At 68.6% G+C, this 19,134-nt stretch carries 1 protein-coding gene; it reads left to right on the top strand.

The features are described from left to right. Positions 1–21: 21 nt before the first annotated feature. Entirely contained in the window at positions 22–19,125 is a 19,104-nt protein-coding gene (locus tag AB0J95_RS07060) for a type I polyketide synthase (protein ID WP_364753573.1), read from the top strand. Positions 19,126–19,134 lie beyond the last annotated feature (9 nt).

Below are 19,134 nucleotides of genomic sequence, written 5' to 3' on the forward strand. Positions count from 1 at the left end.
CAACCCGGGGAAGGATTCGGAATGTCGAACGAGGACAAGCTCCGCGACTATCTGCGGCGCGTGTCAGCCGAGCTGAACGACACCCGTCAGCTCTTGCACGAGTCGGTCAACCAGCGGCACGAGCCCATCGCCATCGTGGGGATGAGCTGCCGGCTGCCGGGCGGGGTGCGTTCGCCGGAGGACCTCTGGGACCTGGTGGCCGACGGCCGCGACGCGGTCACCCCGTTCCCGGAGGACCGCGGCTGGGACGTCGAGGGCATCTACGACCCGAGCGGCGAAGTCCCCGGCAGCACCTACGCGCGGGAAGGTGGCTTCCTGGACGGGGTTGCCGACTTCGACCCGGAGTTCTTCGGGATCAGCCCGCGCGAAGCACTGCTGATGGACCCGCAGGAGCGGCTGCTGCTGGAGTCCGCGTGGGAGGCCTTCGAGTACGCGGGGATCGACCCGGATTCGTTGCGTGGTACGCAGACCGGCGTTTTCGCCGGTTCGATGTTCCATGACTACGGCATCCAGCTCAGCCCGGTTCCCAAGGGTGGCGGCTACTACATCACCAACGGCAGCACCGGCAGCGTCGTGTCCGGCCGGATCGCCTACGCCCTGGGACTTCAGGGCTCAGCGGTCACTGTGGACACTGCCTGTTCGTCCTCTTTGGTCGCTGTGCACCTGGCTTCTCAGGCACTGAGGTCGGGTGAGTGCTCGCTGGCGCTGGCCGGCGGTGTCGCGGTCATGTCGAGCCCATGGTTGTTCGTCGAGATGAGCCGGCAGCGCGGTCTGGCCAAGGACGGCCGCTGCAAGGCTTTCTCCGCCTCGACCGATGGTTCCGGCTTCTCTGAGGGTGTCGGCTTGCTGTTGCTGGAGCGGCTTTCCGACGCGCAGCGCAACGGTCACGAAGTTCTCGCCGTCATCCGCGGCTCAGCTGCCAACCAGGACGGCGCCTCGAACGGCTTCAGCGCCCCGAACGGGGCCGCGCAGGAGCAGGTGATCCGCAAGGCTCTCGCCAGCGCCAGACTGACCACTTCGGACGTTGACATCGTCGAGGCGCACGGCACGGGCACGACGCTGGGCGACCCGATCGAGGCGCACGCCCTCCTCGCTACCTATGGCCAGGACCGGGAGCGGCCCCTCGACCTGGGTTCCATCAAGTCGAACATCGGGCACGCGCAGGCCGCCGCCGGTGTCGCCGGGATCATCAAGATGGTCATGGCGATGAAGCACGGTGTCATGCCCAAGACCTTGCACGTGGACGCGCCTTCTCCTTACGTCGACTGGGCTTCCGGCTCGGTCGACTTGCTCACCGAGGCCAAGCCGTGGCCGGAGACCGGGCACCCGCGTCGCGCGTCCGTTTCGTCCTTCGGGATCAGCGGCACCAACGTGCACACCATCATCGAGGAACCGCCTGCGGCGCCGGAGGTCGTCGACGAGCCCCGCGAGCCGGTGGCCGCCCTGCCTTGGGTGATCTCCGGCAAGACCGTTGAGGCCCGGCAAGATCAGGCTAAGCGCCTGTGGTCACACGTGGCCACGCTCGAGCCCGTAGACGTCGGTTTCTCACTGGCCACTTCGCGGGCGATGTTCGAACAACGCGCTGTCGTTGTGGGACATGACCGCGCTGAATTGCTCGCCGGTGTTGAGGCACTGGGTAGTGGTGAGCCGTCGGCAGTGGTGGTCGATGGTGTGGCGGATGTCAGCGGCAAGACCGTGTTCGTGTTCCCGGGGCAGGGCGCCCAGTGGGTGGGCATGGGCGCCAAGCTCCTCGATGAGTCGCCGGTGTTCGCCGAGCGGCTCGCCGAGTGTGCCGCCGCACTTGAGTCCTTCATGGACTGGTCGTTGCTCGAAGTTCTGCGCGACGGTGAGGACCTGGGCCGTGTCGACGTGGTTCAGCCTGCCTCGTGGGCGGTGATGGTCGCGCTCGCGGAGGTCTGGAAGTCCTATGGGATCAAGCCGGACGCTGTGGTCGGGCACTCCCAGGGTGAGATCGCCGCCGCTGCGGTGTCTGGCGCTCTGTCGCTTGAGGATGCCGCTCGGGTGGTTGCGTTGCGCAGCCAGGCCATCGCGCGAACGCTTGCGGGTCGCGGCGGGATGATGTCTGTCGCGCTTCCGGCCGTCGATGTCGAGTCGCGTTTGGACTCGCGGCTTTCGATCGCGGCGGTAAACGGGCCTCGGTCCACGGTGGTTGCCGGGGAGCCCGAGGCCATCGATGCTTTGTATGACTCGCTGACTGCTGACGGCGTCCGGGCACGCAAGATCCCGGTGGACTACGCCTCGCACTCGGCGCATGTTGAGCTGTTGCAGGACGAACTGCTGTCCACGCTCGCCGAGATCCGGCCGCAGAAGGCTTCCGTGCCGTTCTACTCGACGGTGACGGGGCAGTGGGAGGACGGCACCGGGTTCGACGCGAGCTACTGGTACCGGAACCTGCGTGGCACGGTCGGGTTCGAGCCCGCCATCCGCGCGCTGCTGGCCGCCGAGCACCGGGTGTTCGTCGAGGTCAGCCCGCATCCCGTGCTGGCCATGGGCGTGCAGGAGATCGCCGACGAGACCAACGCGATCGCTGTCGTCACCGGCTCTCTGCGCCGTGACAACGGTGACCTCGCCCGGTTTCTGACGTCGGCTGCGGAGCTGTTCGTCCGGGGCGTTCCCGTTCGGTGGGACTTCCCGGGTGCTCGTCGGGTGAACCTGCCGACCTACGCTTTCCAGCACAAGCGCTTTTGGCAGACAGGTGTTCCTGAGGCCGCTGGCGACCCGGCCGGCCTGGGGTTGACGTCGGCTCACCACCCGCTGCTGGGCGCTGCGGTCGAGCTGGCGGACTCCGATGCCGTCGTGTTCACCACCCGTCTTTCGCTTTCCACACACCCGTGGCTGGCCGATCACGCTATGGGTGACGTGGTTCTGTTTCCCGGCACCGGGTTTCTGGAGCTGGCCATCCGTGCCGGTGACCAGGTCGGTTGCGCGGTCATCGAGGAGCTGACCCTCGGCGTCCCGCTGATCCTCAGCGACCGCCCCGCCGACGTCCAGGTCTGGGCGGGCGCGCCGGACGACTCCGGCCGCCGGGCGCTGACCGTCCACTCACGACCGGCGGACACGCCTGAGGAACCTTGGGTCCAGCACGCTTCCGGTGTGCTCGCCGAGTCCGCGCCGAGCATCGAGTTCGACACCACCGAATGGCCGCCCGCAGGTGCTCAAGCCCAGGACATCGACACCCTCTACGACCGGTTCGCCGAAGGCGGCGCCGGGTATGGGCCGATCTTCCAAGGCCTGCGCAAGGTCTGGACCCGTGACGGTGAAGTTTACTCCGAGGTCTCGCTGCCCGAACAGGTCGAGAACGCGCACGCGTTCGGCATGCACCCCGCTCTGCTCGACGCGGCCCTGCACGGTCTGTCCTTCATGGAGGGTGAGCGCGGCCTGCTGTTCTCCCTCGCCCACGTTTCCCTGCACGCCGCCGGTGCCTCGGCCATCCGCGTCCGCCTGACGCGGACGGGGGACGGCACCACGACCCTGGCCGCCACCGACCCGTCCGGCTCTCTCGTGCTCAGCGCCGGGTCGGTGGTGGCCAGGCCGGCACCGGCGAATCTCGGCCGGCCCAACGGGAACGAAGGCATGTACCAGCTCGGCTGGGTGCCTGACCCGACCCTGGACGAGGGCGTTTCCCTGGCGGACATCGAGTTCGTCTCGCTCGACGTCGATCTGTCTACTCTGGACGCTATTCCCGGGACCGTCGCCGTGCTGGTGGCGTCCGAGGACCTCCCGGTCATGCGGGCGGTGCAGGACGTGACCTCTCGGGTGCTGCGGCTGATCCAGGACTGGCTGAAGGACGAGCGGTGCACTGACTCGAAGCTTGTTCTGGTCACCCAGGGCGCCGTGATCGCGGACGAGGGCACCGACTTCGAGGACCTGCCCGCGTCGGCGGTCTGGGGCCTGATCCGCAGTGCCCAGACCGAGCACCCGGACCGGTTCGTCCTCGTCGACACCGATGACCTGACCGCAAAGATCCCGGCCAACGGCGAGTCCCGTTACGTCATAAGGGACGGCGTGGTCCGCGTTGCACGGATCGCCCCGCTCGGCCCGGAAAGCGAAGAGCGACCGTGGAACCCGGACGGAACGGTCCTGATCACCGGCGGTACCGGCGGTCTGGCCAGCAAGCTCGCCCGGCACCTCGCCTCGGCCCGCGGGATGAAGCACATCATCATCGCCAGCCGCCGCGGTATGGAAGCTCCGGGCGCCGTCGAACTCCTGGCCGACCTGACCGAGTCCGGCGCCGAAGCCAAGATCGTGGTCTGTGATGTCGCGGACCGCCAAGCGATCGCGGACCTGCTCGCCGAGATCCCCGCCGAGCACCCGCTGACCGCGGTCGTTCACGCGGCCGCCGCGTTGGATGACGGTGTTGTGGAACTGCTCGACTCGCAGCGGCTCGCCAACGTCCTGGGGCCCAAGGCAGGCGCCGCCTGGTACCTGCACGAACTCACCCAGGACATGGATCTGGCCGCGTTCGTCACGTATTCGTCGGTCACCGGCCTGATCGGCGGCCCGGGTGTGGCGAACTACGCCGCTGCCAACGTCTTCCAGGACTCGGTCGCCCTGCACCGCCGGGCCAACGGCCTGCCCGCGCACTCGCTCATTTGGGGCCGCTGGGCCGATGACAGCGGCATGACCGCGGTCGTGTCCGACACGATCACCCACCGGATGGACTCCGGCGGTCTGCTGCCGATCGACACCGGGCGTGGCATGGCGATGTTCGACGCGGCCATCGAGTCCACCCGCGGGATCGTCGTTCCGGCGCTGGTCAACACCCAGGGCCTGAGGAACGCCGGCCTGATCCCGCCGGTCCTGCGCGGCCTTGTCCGTGGCGGCACAACGCGTCGGGCGGCGGCCGCCGCGGCTTCCGGCCTGGCGCGGAAGGTTCGCGAAACGCCCGAAGCGGACCGGTTGCGGCTCATCGTGGACACGATCCGCGGCCAGGTCGCTGCCGTGCTCGGCTACGCTCAGGACGCGGTCGACGTCCGCAAGGAGTTCCGTGAGCTGGGCTTCGACTCGCTGACCGCGGTCGAGCTGCGCAACCGGCTGAGCGGCGCCACTGGTCTGCGCCTTCCCGCGACGATGGTGTTCGACTACCCGACACCGACCATCCTCGCCGGACACCTGCTCGACGAGATCATGGATGCCACCCCGGCTACGGTGGTCAGCACCGTTCGCGCGGTCGATTCCAGTGACCCCATCGTCATCGTCGGCATGAGCTGCCGTTTCCCTGGTGGTGTCACGACTCCGGACGAGCTGTGGCAGATGGTGTCGGACGGTGTGGACGCGATCAGCGATCTGCCCGGCGATCGCGGCTGGGACACCCGCGGGATCGGCGCCCTGCAAGGCGGTTTCATCACCGCCGCGAGCGAGTTCGACCCGGCCTTCTTCGGCATTTCGCCACGCGAGGCGCTGGCCATGGACCCGCAGCAGCGCCTGGTGCTGGAGACCGCGTGGGAGGCGTTCGAGCACGCCGGGATCGACCCGGAGACGTTGCACGGCACCAGGACGGGCGTCTTCGTCGGCGCGGCTGGCGCGGGTTACTCGGCCCCGGTCGAGCAGGTCGGCAGCCACCTGGTCACCGGCAGTTCGATGAGCGTCATCTCCGGCCGCGTGTCGTACCTGTTCGGTCTCGAAGGTCCCGCCGTCACCATCGACACCGCGTGCTCGTCTTCCTTGGTGGCCCTGCACATGGCGTGCCAGTCACTGCGAGCCGGGGACAGCTCGCTCGCGATCGCCGGTGGCGCCACCGTGATGGCCACCTCGATGCCGTTCGTCGCTTTTGGACAGGAGCAGATCCTCTCCAGCGACAACCGGTGCAAGGCCTTCTCCGACAGCGCCGATGGTATGAACCTCTCCGAGGGCGTTGGTCTGGTCCTCGTCGAGCGCCTCTCGGACGCCCGCCGCAACGGCCACCCGATCCTGGCCGTGATCAAGGGGTCCGCCGTCAACCAGGACGGCGCTTCCAACGGCCTGACCGCTCCGAACGGCCCATCGCAGCAGCGCGTGATCATGGACGCCTTGGCCAGCGCGAACCTGTCCTTCGCGGACATCGACGCGATCGACGCGCACGGCACCGGAACCACGCTGGGCGACCCGATCGAGGCGCAGGCTCTGCTTGCCACGTATGGCCGCGACCGCGAGCGTCCACTGTGGCTGGGCTCGATCAAGTCGAACATCGGCCACACGCAGTCCGCCGCCGGTGTGGCCAGCGTCATCAAGATGGTCCAGGCCATGCGGCACGGCACGCTGCCGCAGACCCTGCACGTCACCGAGCCGTCCACCAAGATCGACTGGACCGTCGGCGACATCCGTCTGCTGACCGAGGCGCAGGAGTGGCCGGAGACCGGGCACCCGCGCCGCGCGGCCGTGTCCTCGTTCGGCATCAGCGGCACCAACGTCCACACCATCCTTGAGCAGCCTCCGGCCGAGGACGCACCCGCGGAGGAGCGGCCGGAGGCCCCAATCGTGCCGTGGATACTGTCCGGCCGGTCCGAGCGGGCGCTGCGTGCTCAGGCCGCCCGGCTTGCGTCCGTTGTGGACGGTCTGGACCCGGTCGACGTCGGCTACACCTTGGTCAAGAACCGGTCCTTGTTCGAGCACCGGGCGGTGGTCATCGGGACCGAGGATCTGAAGGCCGGTGTCGAGGCACTCAGCCGGGACGAGGCCGCGGGCACCGTCGTCGAGGGTGTCGCGGACGTCGACGGCAAGACGGTGTTCGTCTTCCCTGGTCAGGGCGCTCAGTGGGTGGGAATGGGGGCTCGCCTGCTGGACGAGTCGCCGGTGTTCGCCGAGCGGCTGAACGAATGTGCCGCGGCTCTCTCCTCCTTTGTGGACTGGTCGCTGCTGGAAGTCCTTTGCGAGGGCCGTGACCTGGACCGGGTCGACGTGGTCCAGCCCGCGTCGTTCGCGGTGATGGTTGCGCTCGCGGAGCTGTGGCGGTCCTACGGTGTGAAGCCGGACGCTGTGGTCGGCCACTCGCAGGGTGAGATCGCGGCGGCCGTCGTCTCGGGTGCGTTGTCACTCGAGGATGGCGCGAGGGTGGTCGCCCTGCGCAGCCAAGCGATTGCGCGCACGCTCGCCGGTCGCGGCGGAATGATGTCGATCGCGTTGCCGTTGGCCGACGTGGAGTCGCGTTTGGATGATCGCGTTTCGGTCGCCGCCGTCAACGGCCCGAACTCCGTCGTGGTCGCCGGTGACCCCGAAGCTCTGGACGCCCTGTTCGAGCAGTTGACAGCGGAAGGCACTCGGGTTCGCAAGATCGCGGTGGACTATGCCTCGCACTCCGCCCACGTGGAGCTGCTGCACGACGAACTGCTCAGCGAGCTGGGCGGGATCAGCCCGCGCAAGGCGCAGATCCCGTTCTACTCCACGGTGACCGGGCAGTGGGAGGACGGCACCGGGTTCGATGCCGGCTACTGGTACCGGAACCTGCGTGGCACGGTCGGGTTCGAGCCCGCGATCCGCGCCCTGCTGGCCGAACACCATCGGACGTTTGTCGAAGTCAGCCCGCATCCCGTGCTCGCCGCCGCGGTCCAGGAGACCGCTGGTGACACGACCGTTGTTGTCGGCGGGACGCTCCGTCGTGACCAGGGTGACCTAGCCCGGTTCCTGACCTCGGCCGCCGAGTTGTTCGTCCGCGGTGTCGCCGTCACGTGGCCGTTCCCCGGTGGGCGCCAGGTCGAACTGCCGACCTACGCCTTCCAGCGGGAGCGGTACTGGCCCGAGATGCCCGAGACCGTGTTCGTCGCGGACTCGATGGACAGCGAGTTCTGGCGCGCTCTGCAGGAGACCGACCCGCAATCGCTTGCCTCCACTTTGGACGTCGACCCGGCCGCCCTGGAGACGGTGCTGCCCGCGCTGTCCGCCTACCGCGGCCAGCTGCGCGACCAGTCCACAGTGGAGGACTGGCAGTACCGCGTCGACTGGAAGCCGCTGTCGCTGCCCGAGTCCGGCGCCCTGGCCGGAACGTGGCTGGTCATCGCGGGGACCGAGGGCTCCGAGTGGATCGCCTCGGTGGTGTCCGCGCTCGGCGCCCAGACGGTCCAGATCGACGTCGACTCCACCGACCGCGAGGCCATCGCCACCCGGCTGCGGGCCGCGGCCAGCGGCGGCGTCGGGTTCGCCGGTGTGCTGTCGTTCCTCGCCCTCGACGAATCGGACTTCAACGGCGTCCCGGCCGGGTTGGTGCAGACCAACGCGGTGGTCCAGGCCATGGGCGACGCCGAGATCAACGCCCCGCTGTGGGCACTGACCCGCGGTGCGGTCTCGGTGAGCAGCCGCGAACAGGTGCTCAGCCCGGCGCAGAGCGGTGTCTGGGGCTACGGCCGAGTGGCCGGCCTCGAGTACCCGAACCGTTGGGGCGGCGCCATCGACCTGCCCGAGACCGTCGACCACCGTGTAGCGCAACGCCTTGTCGCCGTGCTGACCGGCACCGAGAACGAGGACCAGGTCGCACTGCGGACTTCAGGTGCTTTCGGCCGTCGGCTTGTCCGGCTGACCGGTGCTTCCGATGGCTTTGAGATTTCCGGAACTGTGGTGGTCACGGGTGGTACGGGTGCCCTCGGTGGGCACGTTGCCCGGTACCTGGCCGAGGCCGGTGCCTCCCACCTCGTCCTGACCAGTCGTCGCGGTCTCGAAGCCCCTGGCGCTGAAGAACTTCGCGACGAGCTGACCGCGAAGGGCATCGAGGTCAGCATTGTCGCCTGCGATGCGAGCGATCGAGATGCTCTGACCGCACTGCTTGACGGAGTTCCCGACCTGACTGGCGTCATTCACACGGCCGGTGTGCTGGACGATGGTCTGATCGAAGGCCTTACGCCGGAGCGGTTCGAGCAGGTCTTCCGGTCGAAGGTGGTCGCCGCGCAGCATCTGGATGAGCTGACGCGCGAGCGCGACCTGACCATGTTCGTGCTCTACGGCTCCGCGGCCGGCGCTCTGGGCAGCCGGGGTCAGGCGAACTACGCGGCCGCCAACGCGATCCTGGACGGTATCGCCGCCCAGCGCCGTGCCCTCGGGCTTCCCGCGACGGCGGTGTCGTGGGGTCTGTGGGCCGGGTCCGGTTTGGCCGTGGGCAGTGGAGTTGAGGAGCAATCCGCGCAAAACGGCGTTGTGGCCATGGATCCGGTGCTCGCGGTCCAGGCGCTCACCAAGGTCGTCGCCAGCGGTGAGCCGATGCCGGTGGTCTACGGCGTGGACTGGCTGCGGTTCGCTCCGGCATTCCTGTCCCAGCGGCGCAGCGCGACCCTGACCGACCTGCCCGAGGTCAAGCGCGCGATCGAGGCGGCTCAGCAGGCCGAGCGGGAGCAGCAGAAGCGTCCGTCCGAGCTGCAGGAGAAGCTGCGGCCACTGTCCAAGGTGGACCGGCTGGAGTTCATGCTCGACATCGTCCGGGCTCAGGTCGCTGCCGTGCTCCGGTTCCCGGGGACGGACGCGGTCGAGCCGGCCAAGGCGTTCAAGGAGCTGGGCTTCGACTCGATGACCGGCGTCGAACTGGTCAACCGGCTCACCGCCAAGACCGGCCTGAGCCTGCCGGTCACCCTCGTATTCGACTACACCTCGCCGTTCACCCTCGCCGAGCACCTGCTCGACAAGGTTCTTGGCACACAGTCGGTCGAGGTCGCTCAAGCGGCCACAGTGGACCTGACCGGCGACCCGATCGCGATCGTTGGCATGAGCTGCCGGTTCCCCGGTGGGGTGAAGTCGCCCAAGGACCTGTGGGAGCTGGTGTCCAACGGTGTCGATGCGGTCGGGCCGATGCCGACCGACCGCGGCTGGGAGATCGACCCCGAGCGGGTTTACCAGGGCGGGTTCATCCCCGACGCGATCCATTTCGATCCGGCCTTCTTCGGCCTGTCACCCAAGGAAGCCACGGGCATGGATCCGCAGCAGCGGCTGGTGATGGAGACCTCGTGGGAGCTGCTGGAGAACGCCGGCATCGACCCGACCGGCCTGCGCGGCTCCAAGACTGGCGTTTTCATCGGCACCACAGGCACTTTGTACATGCCGTCGCCCGACCAGGCGGCGAACGTGATGACCGGTGTGCTCGCCAGCATCATGTCCGGTCGCGTCTCCTACACCCTGGGCCTGGAAGGTCCCGCGGTCACGGTGGACACCGGTTGTTCGGCCTCGTTGATGACCATCCACATGGGAGCCCAGTCGCTGCGCACCGGCGAGTCGGACCTGGTCCTGGCCGGTGGCGTGATGGTGATGACCACGCCGTACGCGTTCCAGCAGTTCGACGCGCTGGGCGGCTGGTCGAACTCCGGTCGCTGTCATGCTTTCGCCGACTCGGCGACCGGCATGGGCTGGGGTGAGGGCGTCGGTTTCGTTCTGCTGGAACGGCTCTCCGATGCTCGCCGCAACGGTCACGAGGTCCTCGCCGTCCTCCGCGGCTCGGCGGCGAACCAGGACGGCGCCTCGAACGGTCTCACCGCGCCCAATGGTCTGGCCCAGCAGCGGGTCATCCGGTCCGCGTTGGCCAGCGCTCAACTGTCCACTGCGGACGTTGACGCGGTCGAGGCGCACGGCACCGGAACGACGCTCGGCGACCCGATCGAGGCGACGGCCCTGCTGGCCACCTACGGCCAGGACCGCAAGGAGGGCCTGCCGCTCTGGCTCGGTTCGCTGAAGTCCAACATCGGTCACACTCAGGGCGCTGCCGGTGTCGCGGCCGTGATCAAGATGGTCATGGCCATGCGCAACGGAGTCCTGCCCAAGACCCTGCACGTGGACAAGCCGACCACTGCCGTGGACTGGACCACGGGTGACGTCGAGCTGCTCACTGAGGCACGGTCGTGGCCGGAGACTGGCCGCGCCCGCCGGGTGGGTGTCTCGTCGTTCGGCGTCAGCGGCACCAACGTGCACGCCATCTTCGAGCAGGCACCCGAAGAAGAGGCCGTCGAGTCCGAGGCGCCGACCAAGACCCTCGGCACCGTGCCGTGGGTGATCTCCGCCAAGACCGCCAACGCTCTCAAGGACCAGGCGGCCAACCTTGTGTCCAGTGTGGACTCGCTTGATCCGGTCGACGTCGGCTCGTCCTTGGTGACGACGCGGGCGTTGTTCGACCACCGGGCCGTCGTTGCCGGGGGCTCGCGTGAGGACCTGCTGGCCGGTGTGGCGGCACTTTCGAATGAGGAGCCGGATGCCCGGCTGGTTCAGGGTGTCGCCGATGTGTCCGGCAAGAAGGTGTTCGTTTTCCCTGGTCAAGGTGCTCAGTGGGTGGGCATGGGCGCCCAGCTGCTGGACGAGTCGCCGGTGTTCGCGGAGCGGATGGCCGAGTGCGCGGCGGCCCTGTCATCCTTTGTGGACTGGTCGTTGCTCGACGTTCTGCGCGAAGGCCGCGACCTGGACCGGGTCGATGTGGTTCAGCCCGCCTCCTGGGCCGTGATGGTCTCGCTGGCCGAGGTGTGGAAATCCTACGGCGTCACTCCTGATGCAGTGGTCGGCCACTCGCAGGGCGAGATCGCGGCGGCGGTCGTCTCGGGTGCACTGTCGCTTGAGGACGCCGCTCAGGTCGTGACCCTGCGCAGCCAAGCGATCGCGCGGAGGCTGGCCGGGCGCGGGGGAATGATGTCGGTGGCGTTGCCGCTGGTCAACATCTCGGCCCGGCTGGACGACCGGGTCTCGGTCGCCGCGGTGAACGGCCCGAACTCCGTGGTGGTCGCCGGTGATCCGGAGGCGCTCGACGGGTTGTTCGACGAGCTGACAACCGAAGGTATCCGGGTTCGCAAGATCGCGGTGGACTACGCCTCGCACTCGGCCCATGTCGAGCTGCTGAAGGATGACCTTGCCCGTGACCTGGCGGGCATCCGGCCGCGTGCGGCCCGGATCCCGTTCTTTTCGACGGTGACCGGCAAATGGGAGGACGGCACGTCATTCGACGCCGGTTACTGGTACCGCAACCTGCGCCGGACCGTGGAGTTCGAGCCGGCCATCCGGGCCCTGCTCGCCGAGCGGCATCGCGCCTTTGTCGAGGTCAGCCCGCACCCGGTGCTCACTTTCGGCGTGCAGGCCATCATCGACGACTCCGATGTCCGTGCCGTGACCACCGGGTCGCTGCGCCGCGATGATGGTGGCACGCAACGCTTCCTGACTTCGCTCGCCGAACTGTTCGTGCGGGGCGTCGCCGTTGACTGGGCCGGTCTTTTCGCTGGTACTGGCGCCAAGCGAGTGCCGCTGCCGAACTACGCCTTCCAGCACGAGCGCTACTGGTCGAGCATGACCATGCCGGCCGGCGACGCCACCGGGCTGGGCTTGCTCGCCGCCGAGCACCCGATGCTGGGCGCGGCCGTGGAAATGGCCACCTCCGAGGACGTTCTGTTCAGCGGCAGGCTTTCCCCGGCGACCCACCCGTGGCTCGCCGACCACGTCGCCGGTGGCGTGGCTCTGTTGCCCGGCAGCGGGTTCCTGGAGCTGGTGATCCGGGCCGGTGACCAGGTCGGCTGTGACCTGGTGGAGGAGCTGACCCTCGGGGTCCCGCTGGTGCTCACCGAGGCATTGGTGGTCCAGGTCTACGTCGGCACGCCGGACGAGTCGGGCCGCCGCACGGTGACTGTCCACTCGCGACCGGCGGACTCGCCCGAAGAGCCGTGGACGCAGCACGCCAGCGGCATCCTGGCCACCGGTGCGCCATCCAGCCGGTTCGATGCGTCCGTTTGGCCGCCCGTGGATGCTGAAGCCGTTGAGATCGACGGCCTCTACGAAGGACTTGCCGAGGCCGGGCTCGCGTATGGCCCGCTCTTCCAAGGCCTGCGCAAGGTCTGGAAGCGCGACGGTGAGGTGTTCGCCGAAGTCGCGCTGCCGACCGAGATCGAGGACGCCACGGCGTACGGCATGCATCCGGCCCTGCTGGACGCGGCCTTTCACGCCGGGACGTTCCTCGACCGCGACGCGGAGAGCGGCGGCCTGCTGTTCTCGATGGGCGGCGCGGCCCTGTACGCGGCCGGTGCGTCGCAGATCAGGATGCGCCTGACCAGGGACGATGCCGACGCGCTGACCCTGGAGACGGCCGACACCGAGGGCAACCCGGTGCTGACGATCGAGACCGTGGTCTCCCGCCGCAACCAGGCAACCCCGGTGGCCACCCAGAACGAAGGCATGTACGTACTCGACTGGCTGCCCGCCCCGGCCGCGACCGGTGCGGCATCGGAGATCCGGATCGACCTCGACACGGATCTCGCCGAACTGGAGGACATCGCGGACCTGGTTGTGGTCCGGGCCAAGGCCAACGACGAACTCTCCGTGCCGGACCAGGCACAGGCCTTGACTTCCCGGGCGTTGGTGCTGATTCAGGCGTGGCTCGCGGATCCGAGGTTCGAGCAGTCCCAGCTGGTTTTCGTGACCCAGGGCGCGACCGACGGTACGGATCTTGCCGCAGCCGCGGTGTGGGGTCTGGTGCGGTCCGCTCAGATCGAGCACCCCGGCCGGTTCCTGCTGGTTGATTCCGAAGAGGACACTGTCGGATCGGTTGTGTCCTCGGGTGAGCCGCAGTACCTGGTCCGGGACGGCAAAGCCCACGTCGCTCGGTTGGTCCAGATGCCGGTGAGCGATGCCGAGCCACGCCAATGGAACCCCGAGGGCACGGTCCTGATCACTGGCGGTACCGGTGGTCTGGCCAGCCAGCTCGCCCTCTATCTCGCGGCCGAGCGTGGGATGAAGCACCTGGTCCTGGTCAGCCGGCGTGGCCCGTACGCGCCGGGAGCCCTGGAGCTGCAGGCCGAACTGATCGCCCACGGCGCCAACGTGGCCATCAAGGCCTGTGACGTCTCGGATCGCCAGGCGGTCGCGGAGCTGATCGCGGGTATCCCGGCCGAGCACCCGCTCACCGCGGTCGTGCACACCGCGGCCGCGCTCGATGACGGTGTCATTGAACAACTCACGCCCGAACGGCTCGCGAATGTGCTGGGCCCCAAGGCGGGCGGCGCCTGGTTCCTGCACGAGCTGACCGAAGGTATGGACCTCGCCGCGTTCGTCCTGTACTCGTCGCTGTCCAGCACGATCGGCGCTCCGGGGCTGTCGAACTATGCCGCTGCCAACCACTTCCAGGACGCTCTCGCGCAGTACCGGACCAGGCAGGGACTTCCGGGTCTGTCGCTGGTGTGGGGCCGGTGGGCCGACGACAGCGGCATGACCGCGGTCGTGTCCGGCCAGCAGACCCACCGGATGGATTCCTCCGGCCTGGTGGAGATCTCCAACGAGCGTGGCATGGCCATGTTCGACACGGCCGTCGCCACCGATCACCCGGTGGTCGTCCCGGTCCTGCTCGACAAGCCCGCGTTGCGTTCGTTCGGGATCATCCCGCCGATCCTGCGTGGCCTGGTCCGCGGCGCGACCACCCGCCGGGCCGCCGCCCAGGCGACCGGTGCCTCGTCCGCGTTCGCCCGTCAGCTGCAGGACGCGGCGGCCGATGACCGGCCGCGGATGGTCATCGACGTCATCCGGGCCCAGGTTTCCGCGGTTCTCGGCCATGCCCAGGACGAGGTGGACGCTAAGCGCGAGTTCCGTGAGTTCGGTCTGGACTCGCTGACCGCGGTCGAGCTGCGCAACCGGCTGAGCACAGTGACTGGACTGCGGCTGTCGGCGACGATGGTCTTCGACTACCCGACGCCGACCATCCTCGCCGAGTACTTGTTGGCTGAGCTGATGGATCAGGACACGGCAGTGTCCACTGTGAGCACGGTCAAGACGCACGACCCCAACGACCAGATCGTGATCGTCGGGATGAGCTGCCGGTTCCCGGGCGGCGTTTCCTCGCCGGACGACCTGTGGAAGCTGGTTTCCGAAGGCACGGACGCGATAGGTGCGCCTCCGGCGGACCGTGGCTGGCGGGTCGGCGGTGCCCAGGGCGGGTTCCTGCACGAGGCAGGCGAGTTCGACCCCGGCTTCTTCGGCATCTCGCCGCGGGAGGCCCTGGCCATGGACCCGCAGCAGCGCCTGCTGCTGGAAACCGCCTGGGAGGCCTTCGAAGCCGCTGGCATCGACCCGAACACGTTGCGGGGAACCAAGACCGGCATCTTTGTTGGTGCGGCGGGCCTCGGCTACGCGGCTCCCTCGGACGCTGGCGGGCACGTGGTCACCGGTAGCTCGATGAGCGTTGCCTCGGGCCGCATCTCGTACGTGTTCGGGCTGGAAGGCCCAGCGGTCACTGTGGACACTGCGTGCTCGTCCGCGTTGGTGTCACTGCACTTGGCGTGCCAGTCGTTGCGGGCCGGGGACAGCTCGCTTGCGCTGGCCGGTGGTGTCACGATCATGCCGAACCCGGGCGTGATCCAGGGCTTCACGGCTCAGAACGCCCTCGCGGCCAGCGGCCGGGCCAAGGCCTTCTCGGACAGCGCGGACGGCATGAACCTCGCCGAAGGTGTCGGCCTGGTGCTGGTCGAGCGGCTCTCGGACGCCCGCCGCAACGGCCACCCGATCCTCGCGGTGGTCCGCGGCTCGGCGATCAACCAGGACGGCGCCTCCAACGGCCTGACCGCGCCAAACGGCCCATCCCAGCAACGAGTCATCCGCGACGCGCTGGCCTCGGCCGGTCTGTCCACAAGTGACATCGACGCGGTGGACGCGCACGGCACCGGAACCACCCTTGGTGACCCGATCGAGGCCCAGGCGCTGCTGGCGACCTACGGCCGCGACCGCGAACGACCGCTGCTGCTGGGTTCGGTCAAGTCCAACATCGGCCACACCCAGCACGCCGCGGGTGTCGCGAGCGTGATCAAAATGGTCATGGCCATGCGTCACGGCGTTCTGCCGCAGACGTTGCACGTCACCGAACCGACCACTCAGGTGGACTGGACCGTTGGCGACATCCAGCTGCTGACCGACGCGACCGAGTGGCCGGAGACCGGGCACCCGCGCCGGGCCGGCGTCTCGTCCTTCGGTATCAGCGGCACCAACGTGCACACCATCCTCGAACAGGCCCCGGCCGAGAAGCCGGTCGAGCGGGAGGTGCCGGATACGCCGGTACCGTGGGTGATCTCGGCCAAGTCCGACCGTGCGCTGCGTGACCAGGCGGCTCGCCTGATGTCCGTTGTGGATGGTCTGAACCCGGCCGACGTCGGCTACTCACTGGCCAAGACCCGGGCCCAGTTCGACCACCGCGCGGTAGTCGTCGACGGCGGCCTGACGTCCGTGTACGCGAACGAGCAATCGTCCACTGTGGTCGAAGGTGTCGCCGACATCGACGGCCGGACCGTGTTCGTCTTCCCCGGCCAGGGTGCGCAGTGGGCCGGGATGGGCGTGAAGCTGATGGCGGAGTCGCCCGCGTTCGCCGAGCGCTTGGCCGAGTGTGCCGCGGCACTGGAACCGTTCACCGGCTGGTCGGTTCTGGATGTCCTGCGGGACGGTCAGGATCTCGACCGGGTGGACGTGGTCCAGCCGGTGTCGTGGGCGGTGATGGTCTCGCTCGCCGAGGTCTGGAAGTCCTACGGTGTCAAGCCGGACGCAGTGGTCGGCCACTCGCAGGGGGAGATCGCGGCCGCCGCGGTCTCGGGCGCACTGTCCCTTCAGGACGCTGCCAGGGTCGTGGCCCTGCGCAGCCAGGCGATCGCCCGGACGCTGGCCGGACGCGGTGGGATGATGTCCATCGCACTGCCGCTGGCGGACATCGAGCCGCGGCTGGACGACCGGGTGTCGGTCGCCGCCGTGAACGGCCCGAGCTCCGTTGTGGTAGCCGGGGATCCCGAGGCGCTGGACGCGCTGTTCGAGCAGCTGACGGTAGAGAGCACTCGGGTTCGCAAGATCGCAGTGGACTACGCCTCGCACTCCGCGCACGTCGAGCTGCTGCATGACGAGCTTCTCGAAGCCCTGCAGGACATCGCCCCGCGTCGCGCTCAGATCCCGTTCTACTCCACGGTGACCGGGCAGTGGGAGGACGGCACCGGGTTCGACGCGACATACTGGTACCGCAACCTCCGTGGCACGGTCGGCTTCGAGCCCGCGATCCGCGGTCTGCTGGCCGAGCGGCACCGGTTCTTCGTCGAGTGCAGCCCGCATCCCGTGCTGGCCATGGGTATTCGCGAGACCATCGATGACGCCGACGTGACCGCAGTGGTGACTGGCACTCTGCGGCGAGACGAAGGCGACCTGACCCGGTTCCTGTTGTCGGCGGCAGAGATCTACGTCCGTGGCGGCACAGTCGATTGGCAGTTCCCCGGCGCTCGTCGCGTCGACCTGCCGACTTACGCATTCCAGCACGAGCGGTTCTGGCCGGAGCCCGTCGAACCGATCGGCGCCGACCCGGTGGACGCATGGCAGTACCAGTTCGACTGGCAGCCGATCACCCCAACCGGCTCACCCGCCGGCACTTGGCTGATCGTCGGGGAGTCCGAAGAGGACTTCGGTCTCTCTAACACTGTTAGATTGACCGATGTCGGAACCGACCGGGCGGAGCTGGCCCAGCGGATCCGGGAGCTGGGCGAGTTCGACGGAGTTCTGTCACTGCTGGCCCTGGACGACGCGACTAGTGAATCCACGGGTGTGCCCGTGGGACTGTCCCGGACCATGGTGCTGCTCCAGGCGTTGGGTGACGCTGAGGCCGACGCGCCGCTGTGGTGCGTGACCCGCGGCGCCGTGAGCGTCCGCGACGAGGCCGTGACCAGCCCTGACCAAGGCGGCGTCTGGGGCTTCGGGCGGGTCGCCGGACTGGAGCACCCGGATCGCTGGGGTGGTCTGATCGACCTGCCGCCCGTCCTCGACGACACGGTCGCACGGCCCGTCGCTGCCGTCCTGACCAGCGAAGACGGCGAGGATCAGGTGGCGATCCGGGCCAACGGCGTGTTCGGCCGCAGAGTCGTGCGGCTGGTTACCGAAGGCGAGCTGGCGGTCTCCGGCTCGATCCTGATCACCGGCGGCACCGGCGCGCTGGGCGGGCATGTGGCGAAATACCTTGTCGGAGCGGGTGCTGAGCACCTTGTGCTGACCAGTCGCCGCGGCCTCGATGCTCCCGGTGCCACCGATCTGCGCGACTCGCTGGCCGAGTTGGGCGCGCGGGTCGACGTGATCGCCTGCGACGCATCGGACCGGGACGCGCTGGCCTCCGTTCTGGCGGACATTCCGCAGCTCACAGGCGTTGTGCACACGGCCGGTGTGATCGACGACGGCATGATCGACGGCCTGTCGCCGGAGCGGTTCGACCAGGTATTCAAGTCGAAGGTGTTGTCGGCTCGGCATCTCGACGAGCTGACCCGCGACCGTGACCTGAAGCTGTTCGTGCTGTTCGGTTCCGCGGCCGGCTCGCTCGGCAACCCTGGCCAGGCCAACTATGCGGCGGCCAACGCCGTCCTGGACGCGATCGCCGAACAGCGCCGCGCGCTCGGCCTCGCGGCCACCTCGGTCGCTTGGGGGCTGTGGGCCGGATCCGGTCTGGCGGCGGGAACTGGTGTCGAGGAACGGTCCGCACGTGGTGGTGTGATCGCGATGGACCCGGAGCTCGCCGTGCGGGCCATGGCTCGTGTCGCGGCCAGCGGGGTCGCGGCGCCGATGGTGTACGGAGTGGACTGGGAGATGTTCGCGCCCAGCTTCATGTCCCTGCGCCCGACCCCGATCCTCAACGAGATTCCCGGTGTCCGCCAGGCGATGCAGGCCGCCCCGCAGCAGGACGACTCGCTGCTGGAGAAGCTGGCGACGATGACCGCGCCCGAACGTGCGTCTACTGTGGTCAAACTCGTCCGCAACACCGCCGCCGTTGTGCTCGGGCACAAGACGACCGACACCGTGGAACCGGACAAGGCGTTCAAGGACCTCGGGTTCGACTCGCTCAACGCGGTCGAGTTCGCCAACCGGATGGCCGCGGCGACCGGCGTGAAGATCCGCCAGGCACTCGTGTTCGACTACCCGACCCCGGTCGCCCTGGCCAGGCATCTGCTGGAGGACGTGTTCGACCTGGCCGGCAAGGACCCGGTGCAGGCCGAACTGGACCGGCTGGAAGGCATGCTCGCCGGCATGGCATTGAACAACAGCAGGCCGGATGAGGCTGCTTTCAATGACCGCGTCGCCGCGAGGCTCCGGTCCCTGCTCGCCCGGATCACCGCCCCGACGGCGGCGGGCGGAGAAGAACTGCTGGAGAAGTCCGATGACGAGATCTTCGAGTTCATCGGCAAGGAGTTCGGCATTTCCTGATTGAGAGAG

It is taken from the genome of Actinocrispum sp. NPDC049592 (assembly GCF_040675465.1).
GTDB lineage: Bacteria > Actinomycetota > Actinomycetes > Mycobacteriales > Pseudonocardiaceae > Kibdelosporangium.